The sequence below is a fragment of the Nostoc sp. genome (assembly GCF_036918245.1).
GTDB lineage: Bacteria > Cyanobacteriota > Cyanobacteriia > Cyanobacteriales > Nostocaceae > Nostoc.
Genome location: NZ_JBALEF010000080.1, coordinates 254407 through 273222, shown reverse-complemented (window position 1 = coordinate 273222; position 18816 = coordinate 254407). Strand labels below are relative to the sequence as shown.

Below are 18816 nucleotides of genomic sequence, written 5' to 3'. Positions count from 1 at the left end.
CCGGTTGACGACCTCAGGGTTGGTGGGGTCTTTGAGAAGGGCTTGAACGATTTCTACAGGTGTACTAGACATACGTGTTCCTATAAGGCTGCTTATGCGAACTTGATAGTCGGGTTTGATGGTTGTGAGGCTTATTTAAGAAGGACTCAAGATTTAGATCCAAGCTCAATTATTGGGCAGAAACGCCAACACCAGGGATCACTCCTGAGTTGAAAGCGATATGTTTGTACTCCAGGAATTCATCCATCGCCGTCAGACCATTCAGCCTGCCGTTGCCGCTGCGCTTGAATCCGCCTTCCTCAAACTCGTCCCAAACGATCGCCCAATCGTTGATCCAGATCGTGCCTGCATCTATCTCGCGGGCGACGCGCAATGGGCGGTCAACATCGCGAGTCCAAATGCTCGCAGCCAAGCCATACTCGCTATCGTTTGCCAGCTGCACCGCTTCTGCCTCAGTATCGAAGATTTGCATCGTCAGGACTGGATCGAAGACCTCTTCCTGAACGATCGTCATTTTCGGATCGGTCACTTCCAGCAGGGTCGGACAGTAAAATGCACCGCTGGCGAGTGAACCTTCAACAATTGGACCGCCGCGTACAAGCACCTTAGCGCCCGCGGCGATCGCGTCCTCCACCATCTTGTCAACACGAGCGACGTTCGGTTTATCAATCAGAGGTCCCATATCACTGGACGGATCAGACGCAGGTCCTGTTTTAACGTTCTCCAGTCGCTGGGTGATCAGCGTGCGAAACCGATCGGCAACAGCACGCTGCACCAACAGCCGGGAACCTGTCATGCAGAACTGACCTGCGAAGGTTGTGAGTGCCTTCTCAACTTTTGGTGCAGCCGCCTCCAGATCGGCATCCTCGAAGATAATCATTGGTGTTTTGCCACCAAGTTCGGTCTGAAACAGCTTGAGCGTCGCCGCCCCGGTTGCGGAAATTGCCTTCCCTGTCTTCGTGCTTCCAGTAAAGCTAATCACTCGAACATCCTTTGACTCCATCAGAAAAGATGATCCGCCTCTGCCTCTGCTTTCACTAAAGACATTAATCACGCCCTTCGGTAAATCGGCAGCTTCAGCGAGGGTTTTACTAAACAGATAGTTGATCTGTGCTGTATTACCCGGCAATTTAATAACAGTTGTAACACCAGCAGCAAGAGCAGGTGCGAGAGAACGCACAGTCAGGACAAGCGGCGAGTTAAACGGTGCGACGATTCCAGCAACTCCGATTGGAGATCGAGTCACAACCGAAAGGTGTCCGGGTTGGACTTCCATCGCCCGTCCGTAATCCGTCAGCACAACCGATGCCCAGTATCGAAATTTGCTGGGAATCATATCGACTTCAAACGCTGCTTCATCATGGACTTTGCCGTTTTCAAGCGAGAGAATCGCGATCAGTTCATCTCTGTGGGCTTCAAAGCGATCGGCAATTTGATTCAGCACTCGCGATCGCAATGCGCGATTGTCCTTCCAGTCTAATTCTCGAAAAGCCCGCACTGCGGCATTAGTCGCTTGAACCGCCTCTTCACGTCCGCCATCCGCGTAAGTACCAATAACCTCACCTGTAGCTGGGTTTATGCTATCGGTATGCTGCGCTGAATCAACCCACTCACCATTGATCCAGTTCAGCGCTGGCATTCGCAGATCAATGCTCATTGTTGAGCCTTTCTTGTCCATCGTTGCTGACATTGTTGTTACTCCTGACTTTTTTCTCAATGACCGAATCCCTTTTGGTGCTAAAGCCCAACGTTTCGCTTCAGGCACGGCTGTAAACCGTCACCTGCAAGCTTTTGTTAGACCCGATTGTTTCGTTTCGGTTAATACTTTACTTGAAGAAGTTGATCAGCAACCGCGATATGACATCAGGTTGCTCGATTAAGATGAAGTGGCCGCTATTTTCTATCTTGACCAGTCGAAAATTAGTCGCCTTGGGTTCGACTACTCGCAAGAACTGATAGCCTTGGAACTCGGCACCGAGCCCCAAGACTGGCATCTCGAGCTTCTTATACGTCTTAGCGTCGCTAATGTCGCGCGGAAAGGCTTTGTACCACGCATGACCAGCGCGGATTGCTTCTGGATTTGAATAGGCATTCCCGTAAACGGCTAAATCTCGTGAATCTATCTTTGTCGGGTCGTTTAGCAGATAGTTGAAGAGCCAGTTTATATAGAGTCTCATGCCATCTCCTGCGAGGAGTTTTTCAGGCAACCCTTCTACTTGATGAAAAGCAAACCACCATAGATAAACCGGATGCGCAGCATCGACCGTTTTTCCAAACTTCCCCTCCTCAGGCAGCATTTTGATGTCATAGAAGGAATCGTCAGGATGCGCGACGTCCAGCAAGGCAAGTTTCGCGGTCGCTTCCGGATGATTAGCTGCAAAACTGAACGCGACCATCGCGCCGATATCGTGTCCAGCAATATTGACTTTCTCGTATCCAAGTTGACGGATCAGCTCGTAGATATCTCGAGCCATTGTCTTCTTGTCGTAACCACCAGCTGACTTTTCGGAGCTGCCCATGCCGCGGATGTCCACGACGATCACACGAAAGCTTTTTGCCAAAGCCAGCATCACCTTGTGATACCCCCACCAGGTTTCCGGGTGACCTGGCAGCAGCACAAGCGGTGCGCCCTCACCGCCGCTGACGTAATGCAGTCTTACTCCATTAACCGTTGCATAACCGTTCTCAAATCCGGATAGGGACTTCACCAGTGTCGAGTCGGACGTATTGGCGGTAGGGTTTCTTACTTGCTCCTGCGCTTGTGCGATGTAGGGGAGCGAAACCGTGAACGCTATAGCAAGAAGGATCGTGACGCACAGACGCTGCCAGCGAGGTCTGTTGATCGTGTAAGTCTCTTGATCGCTTTTCATGATTCTCCAAAATTATTCCTACTCTGTTGACGATCCATCGACATACTGCTGACCACTGATCATAATGAATTCAACTGTGCTGGCTGGAGCAGCGAAATCCAATGAGGTAATTTCCTCTCTTTGAGCCTCGACTCGACCCAGTACAATGATCTCTTTTCCACTTGTGCCCGGTTTGAGACTCAGGGCGTGCGCGTCAAGCTGTACGACTACGCCACGCACCAAACTGTTACCCCTACCACCTTTTGTGATCACGTCCCCAAGCACGAGGATATTGCCAAATGGTTTACTGGTCTGTATCCCGATCGAGCCATTGCCATGAGTGGTAATGCTTTTGAATTCTGCATAAGCCAAGGTTCCGTCGTATAGATTGAACCCCCGCGCCCCTTCGCCATAGGTCGCCAGGTCGCCTTGCACAATCAGAGTCTGCAAATCTCCGAAATTCACGAATCCGATTCCACTGGTTCCATGAGATATGATGGACTGCCGAGCAAGCCAAAGACGGACATTGCCCCAGTTATCCAACACCATGTCATTTGTCCCGTAAGTTGTTACAGGACTGTTATTGATCACTTGTTGAGCCTTCACGCCTGAGCCAACGAACACCCCGCCTGAGATCAGATTGCCAGTACCAGCCGGGATATTGCCATTAGTATGGATTTCGCCTGTGGTCAATAATTTAAGGTCAATCATGCCACCAGGAGAACTGGGCGCTGATCCACCTTGAGGATCGGCGTTTGCGGGAACAGTCATGCCGCCAAAAATAAAGATGCCGCTACCCCTCAACGGCACATCTCGCGTTCCCCCTGAGAGGTTTTCGGCACGCAGTGTCCAGCGACTTTGGGGATCGGTACAGCGGTTGTAGATCGTTAGGGAACCCGGAACGACCTCTACGCCGTAACCGACTGGACGATGCAGCGCTGAGGTACTGTCGCCGTCATACACTTGAACGTCAGTGAGCACAAGGTCAGCGGTCATCACAATACTGGATTCCAAGTGCAGTCGACCGTAGACGACGAGATGCTGCAACTTGAGTTGTCCAAGGGTAGTCGTTGCCGATTCCAGACTGAGCGTTAATCGGCTCGGATCTGATCGGAGGGTTAGGTTCTGGAGGGTGTTATTTGCCGTGAGCGCTACCCCGTCTGAATCTGGCTTGAAGACCAATTCTGCGTCAGAAGTTGTACCCACCAAACTTGAGCCTTCAAGAAGTGTAAATTTCTCTAAGTCATGAAAGCGACCAGCCACCTCGATTACAACATGTGTACGTTGAACCGCTTCAGCCAGAGAAGCTGCGTCCTCAACGACTACATGAGTGCCAACTGTGCTATCTGCCATAAACGACTCCCATCAGTGGTTGGATTTACCTCACTCACAACACAACGGTTTACTTGGTGTTGAACCTTGAGTGGGTTGAGTTTTATGGTTCAACCCAACGCTTCCAAGGACGTTGGGTTTCGCGAAGCTCCACCTAACCTACAAAAGTCTGACTATCAGGACGCCTTGAAGGTGATGTCTGCGCGATCCAGGAAGGGCTGGAACAAGTCTACCGGCCAGTTAGGATCGCTCTTGGAGGTGCGCTCCAGACACTTCCAGACGCCATCGCGACGTTCAAAGATGTCGTCGTAGGTGCCAGTCGAAACGGTTCCGACGTGTTCAGCCTTCCAGGACACGAACCATCGCCAGTGCGCTTCGGCTCTGTCACCCGATCCGGAAATTTCAAACGCGCCCATAGAGTGGAACCACTTGTCCATCGGGAAGACGCTGTGCGCGTAGTCGAACATCTGCTTCATGCCCTCAAGACCCTCGAAGGTTGAAGTACGTAGATCGTTGACGTTGAATTTGGCCTTTGGCCAGTAAAGGCGGTTGTAGAGGTCGACCTGCTCGCGCCCCCAACCCTTGTCGATACATCGCTGATGCATGTTCAACTGCTCGAAGATGGTAAAGCGGTCGATCACCGTGAGTTCATTGTTCTGAGACATTGAAATTCTCCTCTACGTTGAAATTCTTGCGGGCAGTCGACGAGTTGATAGTGTTCTAGATTTGTTGTTAAGACTCCTGAAACGTCCAATGCATATAATTCTTCAGTCATCGCTATTTACTTGCCTAGCTAGTTGATGCTGCCGTCTTCATCAAATTACATTCATTTCTCATCGTTGTACAAGTATCATTTTGTTGATGCGATGTTTCTTCTTAGTAAACTTTAGAACTACGATGGACACCTTAACGAGCATGAAAGTATTGCTTCAGGTGGTGGAATCGGGAAGTTTTGTGGCAGCCGCCGAGCGGCTCAACTTATCCACAGCCATGACCAGCAAGCATGTGATGCACTTGGAACGAAACCTTGGCGCACGTTTGTTGAATCGAACCAGCCGACACTTAAGCCTAACCGAGGCAGGAAGGGTCTATTATGAGCAATGCCGGGAAATGCTTGATAAATTGGAAATGGTAGAGGCAGCGGTGAGGCAATCAGCCGTCGTCGCGCGTGGCATACTCAAGATCAGCGCCCCAGTTTGGTTTGCTAACCCGTTATTCACTAAAGCCTTGGCGAAGTACCGCTCTCGCTATCCAGACGTTTTGCTAGATATGAATTTGAATGATCGGTTGGTGGACTTGGTGAAAGAAGGATTTGACTTGGCGTTACGTGTCACGCCTGAGGAACCCGGTTCTTCACTGCTCACGCGACGCATTTGCCCAATTCAACTCATGTTGGTTGGCTCAACTGACTATTTGCAAAGAAATGGATACCCAAAAACTCCCACCGAACTGTCGAAGCATGTAAGCATCAGTTATTACTACTCGCAGTTTGCCGATGAGATACTCTTTGAGGATTCTAACGGGCGGGAGACAGTCAAACTGCCAGTCTCCATCCGCTCCAACAACACTACCATGCTGTATCAGGCAACCCTAGCCGGTATGGGGTTGGCGGTTTTGCCAAAGTGGTTGATTGAAGATGATCTTACCAGCCAACGATTGGAGGTGCTGAAGCTGGACTACACGTTGGCAACCTCATCTCTTTATGCTGTCTATACGAATCAGCGATACCTATCACCCAAAATAAGTACTTTCGTAGATTTTCTAGCTGAACATTTTTCTGGCATCACCGAGCTGGAAAACAACGTTTGAGAGCAGAGCATCCCGAATGTGAAAGAGGGTTTAGCGGCGAATGGCACGCTTGTTTTCGCTAAATACATAAGGTATATGGATGAGAAAGTGTAAGGAAAAGAATTAAGAACTAAATAATAATACTCATAAATCAACTACTTCCCTTACACCCCATCACCATGCAACCCCTACACAAGCGCCCTGACAGGGGTTTCACGTTTTGCTCCTGCCTCCTGCCTTCCTCGATAAAAACTAACTTTGATTACTTTCATCATTTTTTCAATTGTTCTAAAGAAACAGCAACCAATATCATAATGCTGTTACATCTTTGTTAAGAATAGTTACAAGTTCTTAACACAAGGAAATATTGATTATGGTAGTCTCATTTGAAAAGAATGCACCACATCGGGTTGTTGTCGTTGGTGGCGGCTTTGGTGGACTGTATACAGCAAAAGCTTTGAAGAAAGCAAATGTAAATGTTACTCTCATTGATAAACGTAACTTTCACCTATTTCAGCCGCTTTTATATCAAGTTGCCACAGGTGCGCTATCACCTGCTGATATTTCTGCACCATTGCGATCTGTATTCAGCAAAAGCAAGAATACAAAAGTGTTGTTGGGAGAAGTCAATGATATCGATCCAAAAGCACAAGAAGTTATTCTGGGTGATGAAGTAATACCTTATGACACATTAATTGTCGCCACAGGTGCTAACCATTCCTATTTTGGTAAGGATAACTGGAAAGAATTTGCTCCTGGTTTGAAAACTGTTGAAGATGCCATAGAAATGCGTCGTCAGATATTTTCGGCATTTGAAGCGGCAGAAAAAGAAACCGATCCCGAAAAACGCCGTGCTTTGTTGACTTTTGTGATTGTGGGGGGTGGGCCCACTGGTGTAGAATTATCCGGGGCGATCGCGGAATTGGCATACCAAACTCTCACAGAAGACTTCCGCAGCATCAACACCTCAGAAGCGAGAATTTTACTATTGCAAGGGGGCGATCGCATCCTCCCACACATTGCGCCAGAGTTATCGAAAGTAGGAGCAGAATCTTTGCAAAAGTTGGGTGTGGCTGTCTACACTAACACCAGAGTGACAAATATTGAAGGTAACATCGTTACTTTCAAGCAAGGCGATGAATTGACAGAAATTACCTCAAAAACTATCTTGTGGGCAGCCGGTGTTCAAGGTTCGCCTATGGGGAAAGCCCTAGCAAAAAGTACAGGTGTAGAGTGCGATCGCGACGGACGGGTGATTGTAGAACCGGACTTGTCTATTAAGGATTATAAAAACATTTTTGTAGTGGGAGATTTAGGTAACTTCTCCCATCAAAATGGTAAACCCTTACCTGGTGTTGCACCTGTAGCCAAACAACAAGGAGAGTATGTAGCTAAACTGATTAAACGCAGGCTTCAAGGTGAGACTTTGCCACAATTTCGTTACAATGACGTGGGTACTTTGGCGATGATTGGGCAAAATTTAGCTGTTGTAGATTTAGGCTTAATCAAACTCAAAGGTTTCATTGCTTGGCTCTTTTGGCTAGTAATTCACATCTACTTCTTAATCGAGTTTGACACTAAAGTAGTAGTAGCAATTCAATGGGGGTGGAATTATATCACTCGTAATCGTCGCTCTAGATTGATTACAGGTCGAGAAGCTTTTGTAGAAACAAAAACTGTTAACAATAGGGTGCAACAGCCTTCTGGGACACCTCTTTAGCTTCAGGGATCGCACCCGATAGAACTCACAAGCTATTACCGCAAGGCGGAAGTCAAAAGTCACGCATAATTATTGTATTCCAAGCTCTTGCGCCATTTGAAATAGTATGTTTATTTACGTAGTGCTGTACTAGGTAATTTCTATACTTGCAAATTGCTGTAATTTAGTGCGATCGCGATCACACTATACAAGAAGGGACTTGGTTGAAAATCCCTATTTTGTTGGTGTTTGGAGTTTAGACTAATTTTGCTTTTCAAACCGCCAAACCCATATCCAGAAGGGCTTTCCTAATTTATAAGCTTGTTTAGATTCCCAAGTCTAAAGTGCTTGCTACACAAGGGCTATAGCTTGAAAAATAGAATTTAGTCTAAACTCCAGTTACCATTGATCATAGGACTTACGCACTGTACAAATTAACCATAATATGAATGACGGTATTGGGTCGTTTCAGGCACTTCGTATAACCTTGATTTACTCGCACATTTGGGATCGCTCAGTGCTTAACATGGCTGAAACAACCAAATTTCGTGTAGTACTTCTGTACGATGCGTAAGTCCTAGATCATTGGTATCGTTTTTGCTAAAAGGCGGTTGCATTAGACTTTGGAGCGAAAACCTCCAAAATGTCGTTGTTGTCGAGAGGTCCTTCCTGCACAGACCAGCCATCTTCAAACAAATTATTAGATCCTATTTTGTTAGTTTTAAGCCAATTTTTCACAAAATGGAAATGGTAGTCAACTGCAATTTGGAAAAGATACAGATCGCTAGTAAGCTTAACGTAGTAAGTACCGTAGCGAGTTTTTCCAAGGGGATCGAGTGTCTGCTTAATATAGTCAATCTGACCGTCCAACACTGTAGCTGAATCAGGTTCTTGTTTGGTGTCAATTGTAACGGTGGGATCTTTAACGCCTATTTTCCTCATTTCCTCTAGCCATTTGTTAGCAGAGTGCTGACGCGGACATGTAGTTTTATCGGCAATGTCAACTGTTGAAGAAATTGCGTTACCTGCAGCAGTTATTTTCTTCGCATTCTCTGCTTTTTCGGGCTGAAACTTCTGTTTCTCGTCCTTTGCTTGAGAAAATAAGCTACACAGTTCAAGAAACGCATACTTGTATTCAGTGGGATTATCACGCACTAACGGTTCTGCGCTTGCTGGTTGCCAGCAGGGTCTATAGCGATATTTGATAAAGCTATAATCAGGAAGATGTCCCATCCATCCATGTCCTACATAAGCGGTTATATTTGGAGCTGCTTCCAAGTTTTGGTTCCCGTCAAAGTATTTAGACGATGTACTAGAAAGATGGACTTTTTTCCAGTCCTTGCCATTATTTTGATACTCAATCTGTTGATAAGCCTTATTGTTGAAAAAAGAATTATCAATATCCCAGTAGGTATTTATCACATTATCATCACCACACCAATCTTGATGTGCCCAAGTATCTGCAATCACATGCGCCCTAGCTCCTAATAGAACTAATCCAAAACGCTTCAGAACATCTTGCTTCTTCTGAGGATCTTTGTCATCCTCGTGTGTTAAGATCGCTCCGCCTTGAGCTTTTATAAGAATTGATTCCAAACGTTTTGGATCATTGAGACAGTCGATTGTATCTTTGATCAATGCTCGTGACAACGCGCTTAGTGGTCGATTGAGTAACTGCCCAATCTCTGGCGTAATTTTCGTCCAACTAGTCATTGAATCAGGTTTTATGTCCCGTACCTTATGTTCGGGTAATTTCTCTGCGACATCTTTTCCATGTATATCGGTAATTGATGGTGTACCGGAGGGAAGCTTCTAATTTCCAGGGAGAAAATGGAATGATGCCCATAAGCCACCAGAGCCAGTATTAAAACCAACGCTTATATTGCCTTGGAATGAGTAACGAGGGTAGTCTACCTCAGCAGCAACTTGATAATTCTGGTCTGAACGTTTTTCCGTATCCCTTACCATTTTCCAGTACCCAGCATAGTTTTCATTGTTCAAGAAATCAATGAAATTAGAGGCTTTAGCAATGAGGGTTGCATCCTCTTTGCTATAACCGCCGGTCATCGCCGCATAGTAAGTGCCGTAATAGTGAAAATCTTGATCCATGATCTTTACCTCCCTCTAACAATCTTTTTTCTACTGCAACATTTTGTTGTCTAATCTCTGCGCTGCTGCTATTCTGTCAGTAATGGCTGTGTTACAGCCAAAATTCATCTGGATTCACTAACACACTGAATTTTCTGATAATGGTGAATAGTAACTAGATTATTTAATTATCGTCTCAATAACAATACCTTAGCCAAAATAAGAGGATGAAAAGAGAGGGACGATGTAATAGAGTTATTGTCTTGGCATAAATTTCCAAGCTTGGGTGCGATCGCAAACTTTGAAGAGATAGGGCTGCCGTAGTAGAGTTATTGTCTCTCACAACGACAACTCAAAACCCACCCCCTTATTTGATTATCATTATCTCTGGGCTGAGACTAGATGGAGAATGATCAAGAAAAAAGGGGTGTCTGATTGAATACAGTCCCCATGAAGGTAGAAGGTGAGAAAAGAACTACCATTACTCACCTGCCAACATGAATAAGAATGATAATCGTGAGCGTGGAGAGAGGCAAGCTAAACTTGCCTCTCTCCCCACCCCTATTTATGATTATCATTATCAATAACTTTCTAGCCTACTGGAGTTTAGATTAAGCAGCAAAAAACGACCCAGGAACGCTGAGTTGAAAACAAGCAGGCTTCAGGCTTGATGTATAACTGCATCAATTTCTGTCGCTGTGGTCTGCTATCTTGTAACGCTGTGCGCTAAGAGCGCCCCGCTTCGCTAACGTAGACGCTTGGCCACTTACGTCTAAATACTGCTGATCGCGATAAATCTGCCAAACTGTAGACGTTACGAGTCAGTAATATTGCATCCGTCAGTTCAAAAGTTGCATCATGCGCTCTACCTAAATGTTTGTACGCGGCTTGACGAAATTCTTCTAGTAAGGCACTTTTCATATTGGCAGATGAGAGTTGGTCGTTCAACTCTGGTGCTTCTGCTAACAGGGGGGCTGTGTTCTAATCACACCTCCCATTTTTTTGCTTTCAATTGGCTATCTAGTCTAAACTCCAGTGGTGTAGCGAACGCCATAAACCCTTTAAATTATTTACTGTCGTAGCTGGCGATCGCCACAATCGTAGATAAAGGAACTTCCGCAAAATACTGTTGCTGAAATTGTTCTTCGCGGACAGCAGCTAAAAATCGTGCAACTGCTTCATCAGCAAGGTTTTCGGCACTATCGCTTGGATGCCAGGTAATTTGTAATGAACGGTCTTGTCGTTTAACTGTAAACCCTAAGTATTTTAAAGCTTTGATTCCGACAAGTAAGGTTTGGTCGCTGATGCCGATTTTCTCTAAAAGTTGTCCACGGGTAACTAGTTGATTTGTGCGACTGAGATATTTGGCAATTCCGACAAGAGTCAGCCAAATTTGATTGGGTGGTTGGTGGTTGGGTTTAGACCAAGCGATCGCTAATTGTTGCTGATTCTCAAGCCCAGATGTAGAGCGGCTTGTTGCCAAACATCGCCGCAACCATATACGTAAATCATCCCAGTTTGTGGGACAATCTTCAATAATCAGTGTTGAGTCCTGAGTGGTGGGTGCTGAGTGTTCCTGATTCCGTAAGTCTAGGATGAAGGGTGAATGCTGAGTGTTGAGTGCTGAGTTAACAGAAGAACGCACGGCAATTAATCTGATTTCATAACGTTTTTTGAAGGTGTTGTAGTCTAACTCTGCTATACAATCACACCTTCCTATGGGCAATTCATCTTTGTAGTGTCCCCACCATAAGCCAGGAAAAGCACTTCTGCTAGAATCATCCCGAATATCAAACTCAGCTTTAATGTACTGTACCTTTTTCCCTTGCCAATCCTGCTGATTACGATGCCAAGAATTTTCAAACCAGCAGTTTTGAATTAGCAATTTCGGAACAGGATTACCCATTCCACAAGGTTCTAATAGTTTCAGTTCCAAAAATAACTCTTTCCCCAAGTCTGCTACCGTTACCGTTAAGTCTGCTTGTACAGTTGGCGTTAGAGTTGTACTAGCTAAAGATTGCCGCAGCTGCTGATTAATCGCCGCTGTAAATAAAGGAATGTTCTCCACTAACAAACTCAAACCCGCTGCAAAGGGATGTCCCCCAAAGCGATGTAACAAATGTGCTTGGTCTTTCACCAGTTGATATAAATCGACAGAATTCACCGAACGGGCAGAACCACGGGCTAATGCGAGTGCTGAGTTTTGAGTACTGAGTTCTGAGTTAGAAGATAAAGAAGTAATTTCTCCCCCTGCGCCTCTGTGCCCCCGGTTACTGAGCGTAGTCGTTGGCGCAGCCTCTCGTAGAGAAGTATGCTCCCCTGCTCCTTCCGTACTCAACAAAATCGTCGGGCGACCAGTTTCTTGTGCTACCTGTCCGGCGACTAAGCCCAATACACCCGCAGGCCATTGGGCATCTTCTAGGACAATAACGCTGGTGGTTGATAAGTCTAATTGAGTAAGTTTTTGCGCCACTTGTGCTTGCACATCTTTTTGTAAAGATTTGCGGCGGGCGTTGGCGAGTTCTGTAACTTCGGCTAGTTCGTTACAACGTTTGACATCCCGACTAGTTAATAATTCCACGCAGAAACTGGCATCACCTTGGATGCGACTAACGGCGTTAATTCTTGGCCCCAAACCAAAAGAAATATCTGTGGGGCGATCGCCACTTTTCTGGCACAATTCTAATAATCTTCCTACCCCTGGCCGTCGGCGCGCTGCTGCTGGCTGTTTAAAATCTTCTTGCAATCGTTGAATTCCCATCTGTGCCAAGTAGCGGCAATCTCCACTTAACTGTACTAAGTCGGCAATTAATCCAACTGCAACTAAATCTAATAAATCCTCTAAAGGATATTTGGCAACATTGGGCAGGCTTTGATATAGTGCTTCCACCAACTTATAAGCTACCGCCACCCCAGAAAGATTAAATAACTGATGTTCTTTTGGAAAATAGCGGGGATTGATAATTGCTGCGACGGGTGGGCGTTCGGCTGGTAAGGTGTGATGGTCTGTAACTATTACATCTATACCTAGCTGTTTGGCATAAATAATTTCCTCAACATTTGTGCTACCTGTATCGCAAGTAACAATTAATTTGCAACCTTGTTTTGCTAAGTTATCAATTCCTTGATTATTAAGTCCGTGAGATTCTTTCAGGCGATTGGGAATGTAGTAAACTAACTGAATATTTTGAGCGAAAAACTGCCCCAATCCATCCCAAAGTACAGATGTGGCGGTAATCCCATCAGCATCGAAGTCTCCCCAAATGGCGATTTTTTCTTTAGTATTATATGCTTGTTGCAAGCGTGCGATCGCCAGATGCATTTCTTGCCCAAACTCAAAGGGACTTGCTGGTTGATAAGCTTTATGGTTGATAAAAGCTGTTAATTGTTGACGATCTTTAATACCTCGTTGCCACAACAACTGTGCTGCATACAGTCCACTTGATGCAGGTGTATACTGTTTCACTGCTTGGATAAACCACTCTGGTGGTTGTTCAGTTGCTGTTATAGTCCACTGCTGTTGTTCTGGCATACAAACAAAGTTAGGATTTAGAAGTTAAAACTCTTAAAATACAAGGATAATTTGTAACCCTGTGGAGTTGACCTTTAGAAGAGTGAAGAAAGTTCCAGGAATTGCTAAGATAATCTGGTCATCAAGCTGAAATTATAATTCTACCTCTTGAATAGAGAAAGCTTCATCTTTGTGACTATGAATCTGGGAAGGTGTAAAGGTAGTTATTAAATGAAGTTTTGATTGATATAAACGCCAGGTTTTTGCAATGATAATATTTATTACTTTTATTTTTACTTGCAACTTGTGAGCTAAATCACACTAGTAACCTAAGCACCTAAATAAAAGTCTATTTATGCATAAAATATTACATATAAAATGATGGAATTACTTCAACTAATGTTGGTGCTAGGTACAGTAGTTGGTGTTACAGACGGGAACACAATTTTGGTTAAAGATAATGCAGGACAAACAACTATAGTCAAGTTAGCGTGTATTAATGCACCAGAGGCAACTGACAAGCGCTATGGTTTAGCAGCAACACAAAGGCTAAAACAGCTATTACCACTTCAAACTCCTGTCGTAATTAGAAGCACAGAACAACTTAAAAGTGGTCGCCCAGCGGGTGAAGTGTTTGTAGATAATCGGTCAGTAAATCTCCTTTTGGTAGAGTCAGGTAATGCCGTTGTTGACCAAGAATCTTTACAAAATTGCTATGAGAGCAAAACCCAATTTTTAATTGCAGAAGCTAATGCTAAAAATAAGCATTTGGGTTTGTGGCAACAATCAAAATTGTAAATGAACAGCGTATTTTAAAAGCAGGGTTTCAACTTTTTATTACCAAGCCAATTGATCCAATGGAACTTGTGGATAAGGTGGTTGAAACGTTAAAAACCTAATTACTCCACGTTCTTCGGCTAGGATTTTTCCAGAGATGAGAAAGCATCGTCACTTTGAAACGCCTATTGAAAAACACAAGCCTAAAGAAATTGTCAAGCACAGGCAGGGTAAAAGACATTTCCGCACTAGATGATTGACATAGATATTAATCAATGCCCTCAGAGATTTTATGAGGGCTTTATTGATGGAAATCAGCACAAGTAATCAAAAAGTCAGAATGGAATTTTTATTCCTTAGCAGAAAATCAATATAGACAAGGGTGAGCAAGAAATGAGCAAGTTTTGGTCTGGAAAGTGAGTAGTAAGAGCAAATAAGCTGTGAAGCGCTTCGGTAATATCCGCAGTCTTTTTTGAAATCCAAATCAACTTGCTATTTCCACACCAACAGTAGAGGCTAAACACCTCAAGAAGGGCAACTATGAGAATAAATGCTCGGAGTATCACGTCTTTTATAGCAACTGAAAGCAGGTTACTCATAGATAAAGCAGTCCAAAATATGGTATTTCTTTCCATCAAGCGATCGCTATATTGGACTAAAGCTACTCGTTTTTTTCGTCCCATAGTGGCATTTGCCGCTATTTTGCTGGTAGTCCTAACCTATGCAACCCCTAAAGCTTTGGCTTCAGATCACCAGGACACAACTTTTCTTGCCACTAAGCTGACTGCTGCGGATCTCACAGATTTGTTTGTCTTTGAGAGTCCGACAAACCCCAAAAATGTTGTCTTAGTGATGGATTTCGACCCTCTGATCGTTTCTGGTGAAAAAAGACCATTCGATCCAAACGTTCTTTATCAATTCAAGATTGATAACACTGGCGACAGTATTGAAGATGTCGTACTCCAATTAAATGTAAATGGTAAAGGCTCACAGCAAACTGTTACAGTCCGCGGCCCATGTCGTCCAACCACAGTAGGAACAGAGTCAGCTTTGCTTCCAGTAAGTTGGACAGGGCAACTCAACCAAACATTCGCCGCATATAACGGTATGAAGTTCTTTGTTGGGACACGCAAAGACCCGTTCTTTTTCGATTTGGAACAGTTCTTCAAAATCATCCCGGATCGGAACTATAGCCTTCAGCCTAATCCCAGTCCTCCCTTCACAGTTCTTACCTTTAGACCACCGGGACAAGCAAAAGACACTTTAGCCCCATTCAATGTCCACTCAATTATTGTCGAGCTACCCAGGAAACTGCTTGGTAAAGGCAAGATTGGTGTTTGGATGACAACTAGTGTTAAAACTCCTAGACTCAGAAACGGTCATTTTGCTCAGATTGAGCGGTTAGCAGTTCCAGCCCTGAATGAACTTTTTATGGACTTTAAAGCTCATAATAATAGTAATCTTCAGACACCAACCAAAGACGCTAGCAATCAATCCCAATTCATTCAAGCCTTTGTGAAAGCGATCGGTAGACCTAAAGGCATAGCCGATGCAGTGATCTCAGTGGCGATTCCTGATGTTATCCAAGCTGACCTTTCTAAACCTAGCGGTAGTTATTTTGGTACTCAGTTAGGCAAAAATTTTGGTGGTAGAAGACCAAAAGATGACGTAATCGATGTAACAGCATCTGTTGTCTTTGGTGATGCAGTTACAGGCATTTCTACAGGTAAAATTCCGGGGCTGACTAGCGATAATGTTGGGCCTAATAATGCCAACTTTCTTCCTACCTTCCCTTATTTAGGCAATCCTTTGTAAGGTTTATGTATCTACGAATACTATGGGTGTTAGTGCTGACTAGCCTACTGGTTTTACTAAGACCCTGTGATACACAAGCGCTAAGTTTAGGCTACACCAATGGTAAGTTAGGTACATATTCCTCTCTTGTACAACTGCTGACTGTTAACTCTAAGCAGATATTACCAGTTCAGCAGTCAGATTTAGTCTTCCCCGATTATTTACAGCGATCGCATATTATCAGCGTCTATGAGGAGAAAGTTGCCCAATCTCCCGATTCCTCAATATTTTTACGTCTGTTAGCCGATCAATATTTGAGGCGCTTTCGAGAAATTGGAGATATAGACGATGTGTTACGAGCAGAACAAGCGGCACGTAGATCCCTGGCAATACAGCCGCGCCATAATGAGATTTCTTCCATGCTCCTAGCATCAGCTTTACTATCTCAACACCAGTTTCGATCAGCTTTAAATGTGTTAAATAATTCATCTGTTGATAATCCCAATATTGTCTCGCTGAGGGCATCGATTCAGATGGAGTTGGGCGACTATGAAGCAACTCATCAACTATTGCAGAATCTTGCTGAGGAAAAATCGAACTCTGGTCATAACGCGGTTTTAGCTCGTTACTTAGAATTAACTGGCAATTTAGCCTCAGCGCGACAACTGCTAGATGAGGCTATGCAAGAGATGGACTCTTTCTACACGACGAGCGCAGAAACTCGCGCTTGGTTTCATGTGCGGACAGGGGATCTTGCTTTTGCAGCCGGTGATTTTGCCCTGTCTGAGCAGCGATATCGGGAAGCTTTTGACCTTTTCCCACGGCATATAGCTGCGTTTACAGGACTGGCCCGCCTCTATGCGGCACAGCATCGATGGCAGGATGTTCTAAATATCGCAAACCAGGGTATAGAACTGATGCCGTTGGTAGAAACGCTGGGGTATAAAGCAGATGCTCAACTGGCTCTGGGAGACGAAAAAAGCGCAACTGAAACTGAAGATTTAATCGGGGTAGTTGCTTACCTGAGCAAGGTTAAAGGAATCTACGATCGCGCTTTGGCAGTCTACTACACCGAACACGGAATCCACTTACCAGAGGCGCTACAGATTGCCCGTAGTGAAGTAGCAGTACGAGACGATGTATATGCAGAGGATACCTTGGCTTGGGCAGCTGCGGCTAATGGGCAATGGCAAGAAGCACAAGGGGCAGCACAACGGGCAACTCGCTTCGGAACAGAAGATGCTTTGCTGCAATTTCATGCTGGCATGATTGCGTTTCACTTAGGTAAGCGTGAGGAAGCAATAAACCGATTAACTCAAGCTGTTAGCCTCAATCCTCAATTTCATCACAAGTATGCTGATGAAGCTCGTCAAGTTTTGGCTAACTTAGTACCCTCTGTCTCTTTTCCCACTCCTAACACTATAGGGAGTTCTTTATGAAAAAGCTGCTACATTACTTGGCTTGGAGTACTGCAATCATCGCAATATGTTTATTTTGGATGCCAAGGGCAGATGCCCATCCTTTAGGTAATTTTACCATCAATCACTACGCAGGAGTGCAGGTAGCGCCGGATGGTGTGGGGATTGATTATGTTCTAGACATGGCAGAGATACCTGCTTTTCAGGAAATTAATCACTTAGATACTAATCGCGATCGCAAAGCTGAACCTGTAGAAACGGTTCAATACCCTGACCAAAAATGCCAGGAAGTCAATTCACATCTGGAACTGTTGATCGATAAACAGCCTTTAGCACTGTCTTTGATCAAATCAACAGTCGAATTTCCTCCAGGTGTCGGAGGATTATCTACACTGCGGCTGAGTTGTAATTTTCAGGGAACAACGGAGTTAGTAAGCGCAAATCAGTTAATCGAGTTTGAAGATCAGTTTTATCCACAGCGCTTGGGCTGGCGTGAGATTACTGTGGCTGCAAATGGCATTCCCATTCAAGGTGATTTCAGCTCTTTGAGTATCACCAACCGCTTGAGAGATTACCCCACTGAGTTACTCAGCAGTCCTCTCGACCAACGTCGGATTGACTTTAAACTTAATTCGTCTCTGACATCGAGTCAACAAGCGCCTCCAGCGTCTGTTAAATTATCCAGCCGTTTAGATAATGCTTTGACAGGAAGAAGCAACGATGTTTTTACTAGCCTGATTACCCAGGAAAATCATAATTTCCTGACTATCCTAATAGCTCTAGCGATCGCCTTTTTATGGGGTGGTTTACACGCCCTGTCCCCTGGTCATGGAAAAACGATAGTCGGTGCTTATTTGGTGGGTTCCCGCAGTAATGCCCAACACGCCCTATTCCTGGGGCTGATTATAACGATTACCCATACTGCTGGCATATTTGCTCTCGGGCTGGTCACTCTTGGCACATCCAAGTTTATCTTGACAGAGCAATTGTACCCTTGGTTAAGCGTACTCTCTGGTGTGCTGGTAACTGTAATTGGTCTGAATTTGTTTATTAGTCGATTGCAAAGGACTCAAGTCTCTCATTCACACGACCATGTACATAGTCATCAACACAGCCACGACTTGCATCATCACCATCACCATGACCATGTACATCATGAGCATTCACATCTACCACCTGACGGTGCTTCCATGAAGTGGTCTAGCGTACTTGCGCTGGGAATATCGGGCGGCTTGTTACCTTGTCCTTCAGCCTTAGTAGTATTGCTGAGTGCGATCGCAATGGGACGAGTTGGCTTTGGACTAGCACTGGTGTCTGCCTTTAGCTTAGGTCTAGCAGCAGTACTAACTGGAATCGGCTTAATGCTAGTCTACGCCAAAAATCAGTTTGAGCATTTGCCACTCCAGATACCCAGGATCAAAATGTTACCCGTAGCAAGTGCCTTATGTATCACCTTAATTGGCTTAGGTATTACTTCACAGGCTTTGCTTGCTCATCCCTGGAACTAGATGAAAGTACAAAAGACAAAAGCACTTAGTTTTGTAAAACAACCTAGAACAA

14 protein-coding genes and 1 pseudogene are annotated in these 18816 nt (G+C 44.9%); 7 read left to right on the top strand and 8 right to left on the bottom strand.

Going from position 1 to position 18816, the window contains the following annotated elements; all coding sequences use genetic code 11:
- Nucleotides 1-169: 169 nt before the first annotated feature.
- The 4 genes from V7L12_RS23065 to V7L12_RS23050 all read right to left on the bottom strand — a co-directional run bounded on the left by V7L12_RS23065 (nt 170) and on the right by V7L12_RS23050 (nt 4846).
- Nucleotides 170-1690, bottom strand: a complete 1521-nt coding sequence (locus tag V7L12_RS23065; protein WP_335087836.1) for an aldehyde dehydrogenase family protein — start codon at nt 1688-1690, stop codon at nt 170-172.
- Between the two features lie 136 nt (nt 1691-1826).
- Nucleotides 1827-2870: an alpha/beta fold hydrolase gene (locus V7L12_RS23060; protein WP_273769160.1), complete on the bottom strand. Its 1044-nt coding sequence runs from the start codon at nt 2868-2870 to the stop codon at nt 1827-1829.
- A gap of 18 nt (nt 2871-2888) precedes the next feature.
- Nucleotides 2889-4202 (bottom strand): hypothetical protein, encoded by a 1314-nt coding sequence (locus V7L12_RS23055; protein WP_335087833.1) that lies wholly within the window; start codon nt 4200-4202, stop codon nt 2889-2891.
- Between the two features lie 155 nt (nt 4203-4357).
- Entirely contained in the window at nt 4358-4846 is a 489-nt protein-coding gene (locus V7L12_RS23050) for a nuclear transport factor 2 family protein (RefSeq protein WP_335087831.1), read from the bottom strand.
- A gap of 232 nt (nt 4847-5078) precedes the next feature.
- On the opposite strand from V7L12_RS23050, the gene V7L12_RS23045 reads away from it, so the two are divergent.
- Together V7L12_RS23045 and V7L12_RS23040 are read left to right on the top strand one after the other, a co-directional pair.
- Nucleotides 5079-5990, top strand: coding sequence for a LysR family transcriptional regulator (locus V7L12_RS23045; RefSeq protein ID WP_335087829.1), 912 nt, complete (start codon nt 5079-5081; stop codon nt 5988-5990).
- 352 nt (nt 5991-6342) lie between these two features.
- Complete coding sequence (locus V7L12_RS23040) at nt 6343-7689, top strand: NAD(P)/FAD-dependent oxidoreductase (RefSeq protein ID WP_335087827.1); 1347 nt, start codon at nt 6343-6345, stop codon at nt 7687-7689.
- Nucleotides 7690-8268: 579 nt separating this feature from the next.
- On the opposite strand, the gene V7L12_RS23035 is transcribed toward V7L12_RS23040, so the two are convergent.
- From V7L12_RS23035 to V7L12_RS23020, 4 genes are all read right to left on the bottom strand, one after another.
- Nucleotides 8269-9381 (bottom strand): DUF6765 family protein, encoded by a 1113-nt coding sequence (locus V7L12_RS23035; protein ID WP_335087826.1) that lies wholly within the window; start codon nt 9379-9381, stop codon nt 8269-8271.
- 99 nt (nt 9382-9480) lie between these two features.
- Nucleotides 9481-9777 carry a DUF6765 family protein gene (locus V7L12_RS23030; protein WP_335087824.1) on the bottom strand — a complete coding sequence of 99 codons (297 nt, stop codon included), beginning with the start codon at nt 9775-9777 and terminating at the stop codon, nt 9481-9483.
- 705 nt (nt 9778-10482) lie between these two features.
- Nucleotides 10483-10704 (bottom strand): hypothetical protein, encoded by a 222-nt coding sequence (locus V7L12_RS23025; protein ID WP_335087823.1) that lies wholly within the window; start codon nt 10702-10704, stop codon nt 10483-10485.
- 118 nt (nt 10705-10822) lie between these two features.
- Nucleotides 10823-13288: a single-stranded-DNA-specific exonuclease RecJ gene (locus tag V7L12_RS23020; RefSeq protein ID WP_335087821.1), complete on the bottom strand. Its 2466-nt coding sequence runs from the start codon at nt 13286-13288 to the stop codon at nt 10823-10825.
- Nucleotides 13289-13645: 357 nt separating this feature from the next.
- On the opposite strand from V7L12_RS23020, the gene V7L12_RS23015 reads away from it, so the two are divergent.
- The 5 genes and pseudogenes from V7L12_RS23015 (at nt 13646) to V7L12_RS22995 (ending at nt 18764) form a co-directional block, all read left to right on the top strand.
- Complete coding sequence (locus V7L12_RS23015) at nt 13646-14065, top strand: thermonuclease family protein (RefSeq protein ID WP_335087819.1); 420 nt, start codon at nt 13646-13648, stop codon at nt 14063-14065.
- A 112-nt stretch (nt 14066-14177) separates the two neighbouring features.
- Nucleotides 14178-14300 (top strand): annotated as a pseudogene (locus tag V7L12_RS23010) (30S ribosomal protein S21); the annotation flags it as partial.
- A gap of 284 nt (nt 14301-14584) precedes the next feature.
- Nucleotides 14585-15859 carry a DUF4331 domain-containing protein gene (locus V7L12_RS23005; protein ID WP_335087817.1) on the top strand — a complete coding sequence of 425 codons (1275 nt, stop codon included), beginning with the start codon at nt 14585-14587 and terminating at the stop codon, nt 15857-15859.
- A 5-nt stretch (nt 15860-15864) separates the two neighbouring features.
- Nucleotides 15865-17277, top strand: coding sequence for a tetratricopeptide repeat protein (locus V7L12_RS23000; RefSeq protein WP_335087815.1), 1413 nt, complete (start codon nt 15865-15867; stop codon nt 17275-17277).
- A complete protein-coding gene (locus V7L12_RS22995) occupies nt 17274-18764 on the top strand; it encodes a nickel/cobalt transporter (RefSeq protein WP_335087813.1) in 1491 nt (496 codons plus the stop codon). The genes V7L12_RS23000 and V7L12_RS22995 overlap by 4 nt, the downstream gene beginning before the upstream one ends.
- Nucleotides 18765-18816: the final 52 nt, after the last annotated feature.

Bases quoted from the DNA above. Each gene is read 5' to 3' on its own strand.
- V7L12_RS23000 (WP_335087815.1), top strand. From the start codon at position 15,865: ATGTATCTACGAATACTATGGGTGTTAGTGCTGACTAGCCTACTGGTT.
- V7L12_RS23045 (WP_335087829.1), top strand. From the start codon at position 5,079: ATGGACACCTTAACGAGCATGAAAGTATTGCTTCAGGTGGTGGAATCG.
- V7L12_RS23030 (WP_335087824.1), bottom strand. From the start codon at position 9,777: ATGGATCAAGATTTTCACTATTACGGCACTTACTATGCGGCGATGACC.
- V7L12_RS23065 (WP_335087836.1), bottom strand. From the start codon at position 1,690: ATGTCAGCAACGATGGACAAGAAAGGCTCAACAATGAGCATTGATCTG.
- V7L12_RS23055 (WP_335087833.1), bottom strand. From the start codon at position 4,202: ATGGCAGATAGCACAGTTGGCACTCATGTAGTCGTTGAGGACGCAGCT.
- V7L12_RS23020 (WP_335087821.1), bottom strand. From the start codon at position 13,288: ATGCCAGAACAACAGCAGTGGACTATAACAGCAACTGAACAACCACCA.
- V7L12_RS23015 (WP_335087819.1), top strand. From the start codon at position 13,646: ATGATGGAATTACTTCAACTAATGTTGGTGCTAGGTACAGTAGTTGGT.
- V7L12_RS23040 (WP_335087827.1), top strand. From the start codon at position 6,343: ATGGTAGTCTCATTTGAAAAGAATGCACCACATCGGGTTGTTGTCGTT.
- V7L12_RS23005 (WP_335087817.1), top strand. From the start codon at position 14,585: ATGAGAATAAATGCTCGGAGTATCACGTCTTTTATAGCAACTGAAAGC.
- V7L12_RS23060 (WP_273769160.1), bottom strand. From the start codon at position 2,870: ATGAAAAGCGATCAAGAGACTTACACGATCAACAGACCTCGCTGGCAG.
- V7L12_RS23035 (WP_335087826.1), bottom strand. From the start codon at position 9,381: ATGACTAGTTGGACGAAAATTACGCCAGAGATTGGGCAGTTACTCAAT.
- V7L12_RS23050 (WP_335087831.1), bottom strand. From the start codon at position 4,846: ATGTCTCAGAACAATGAACTCACGGTGATCGACCGCTTTACCATCTTC.
- V7L12_RS22995 (WP_335087813.1), top strand. From the start codon at position 17,274: ATGAAAAAGCTGCTACATTACTTGGCTTGGAGTACTGCAATCATCGCA.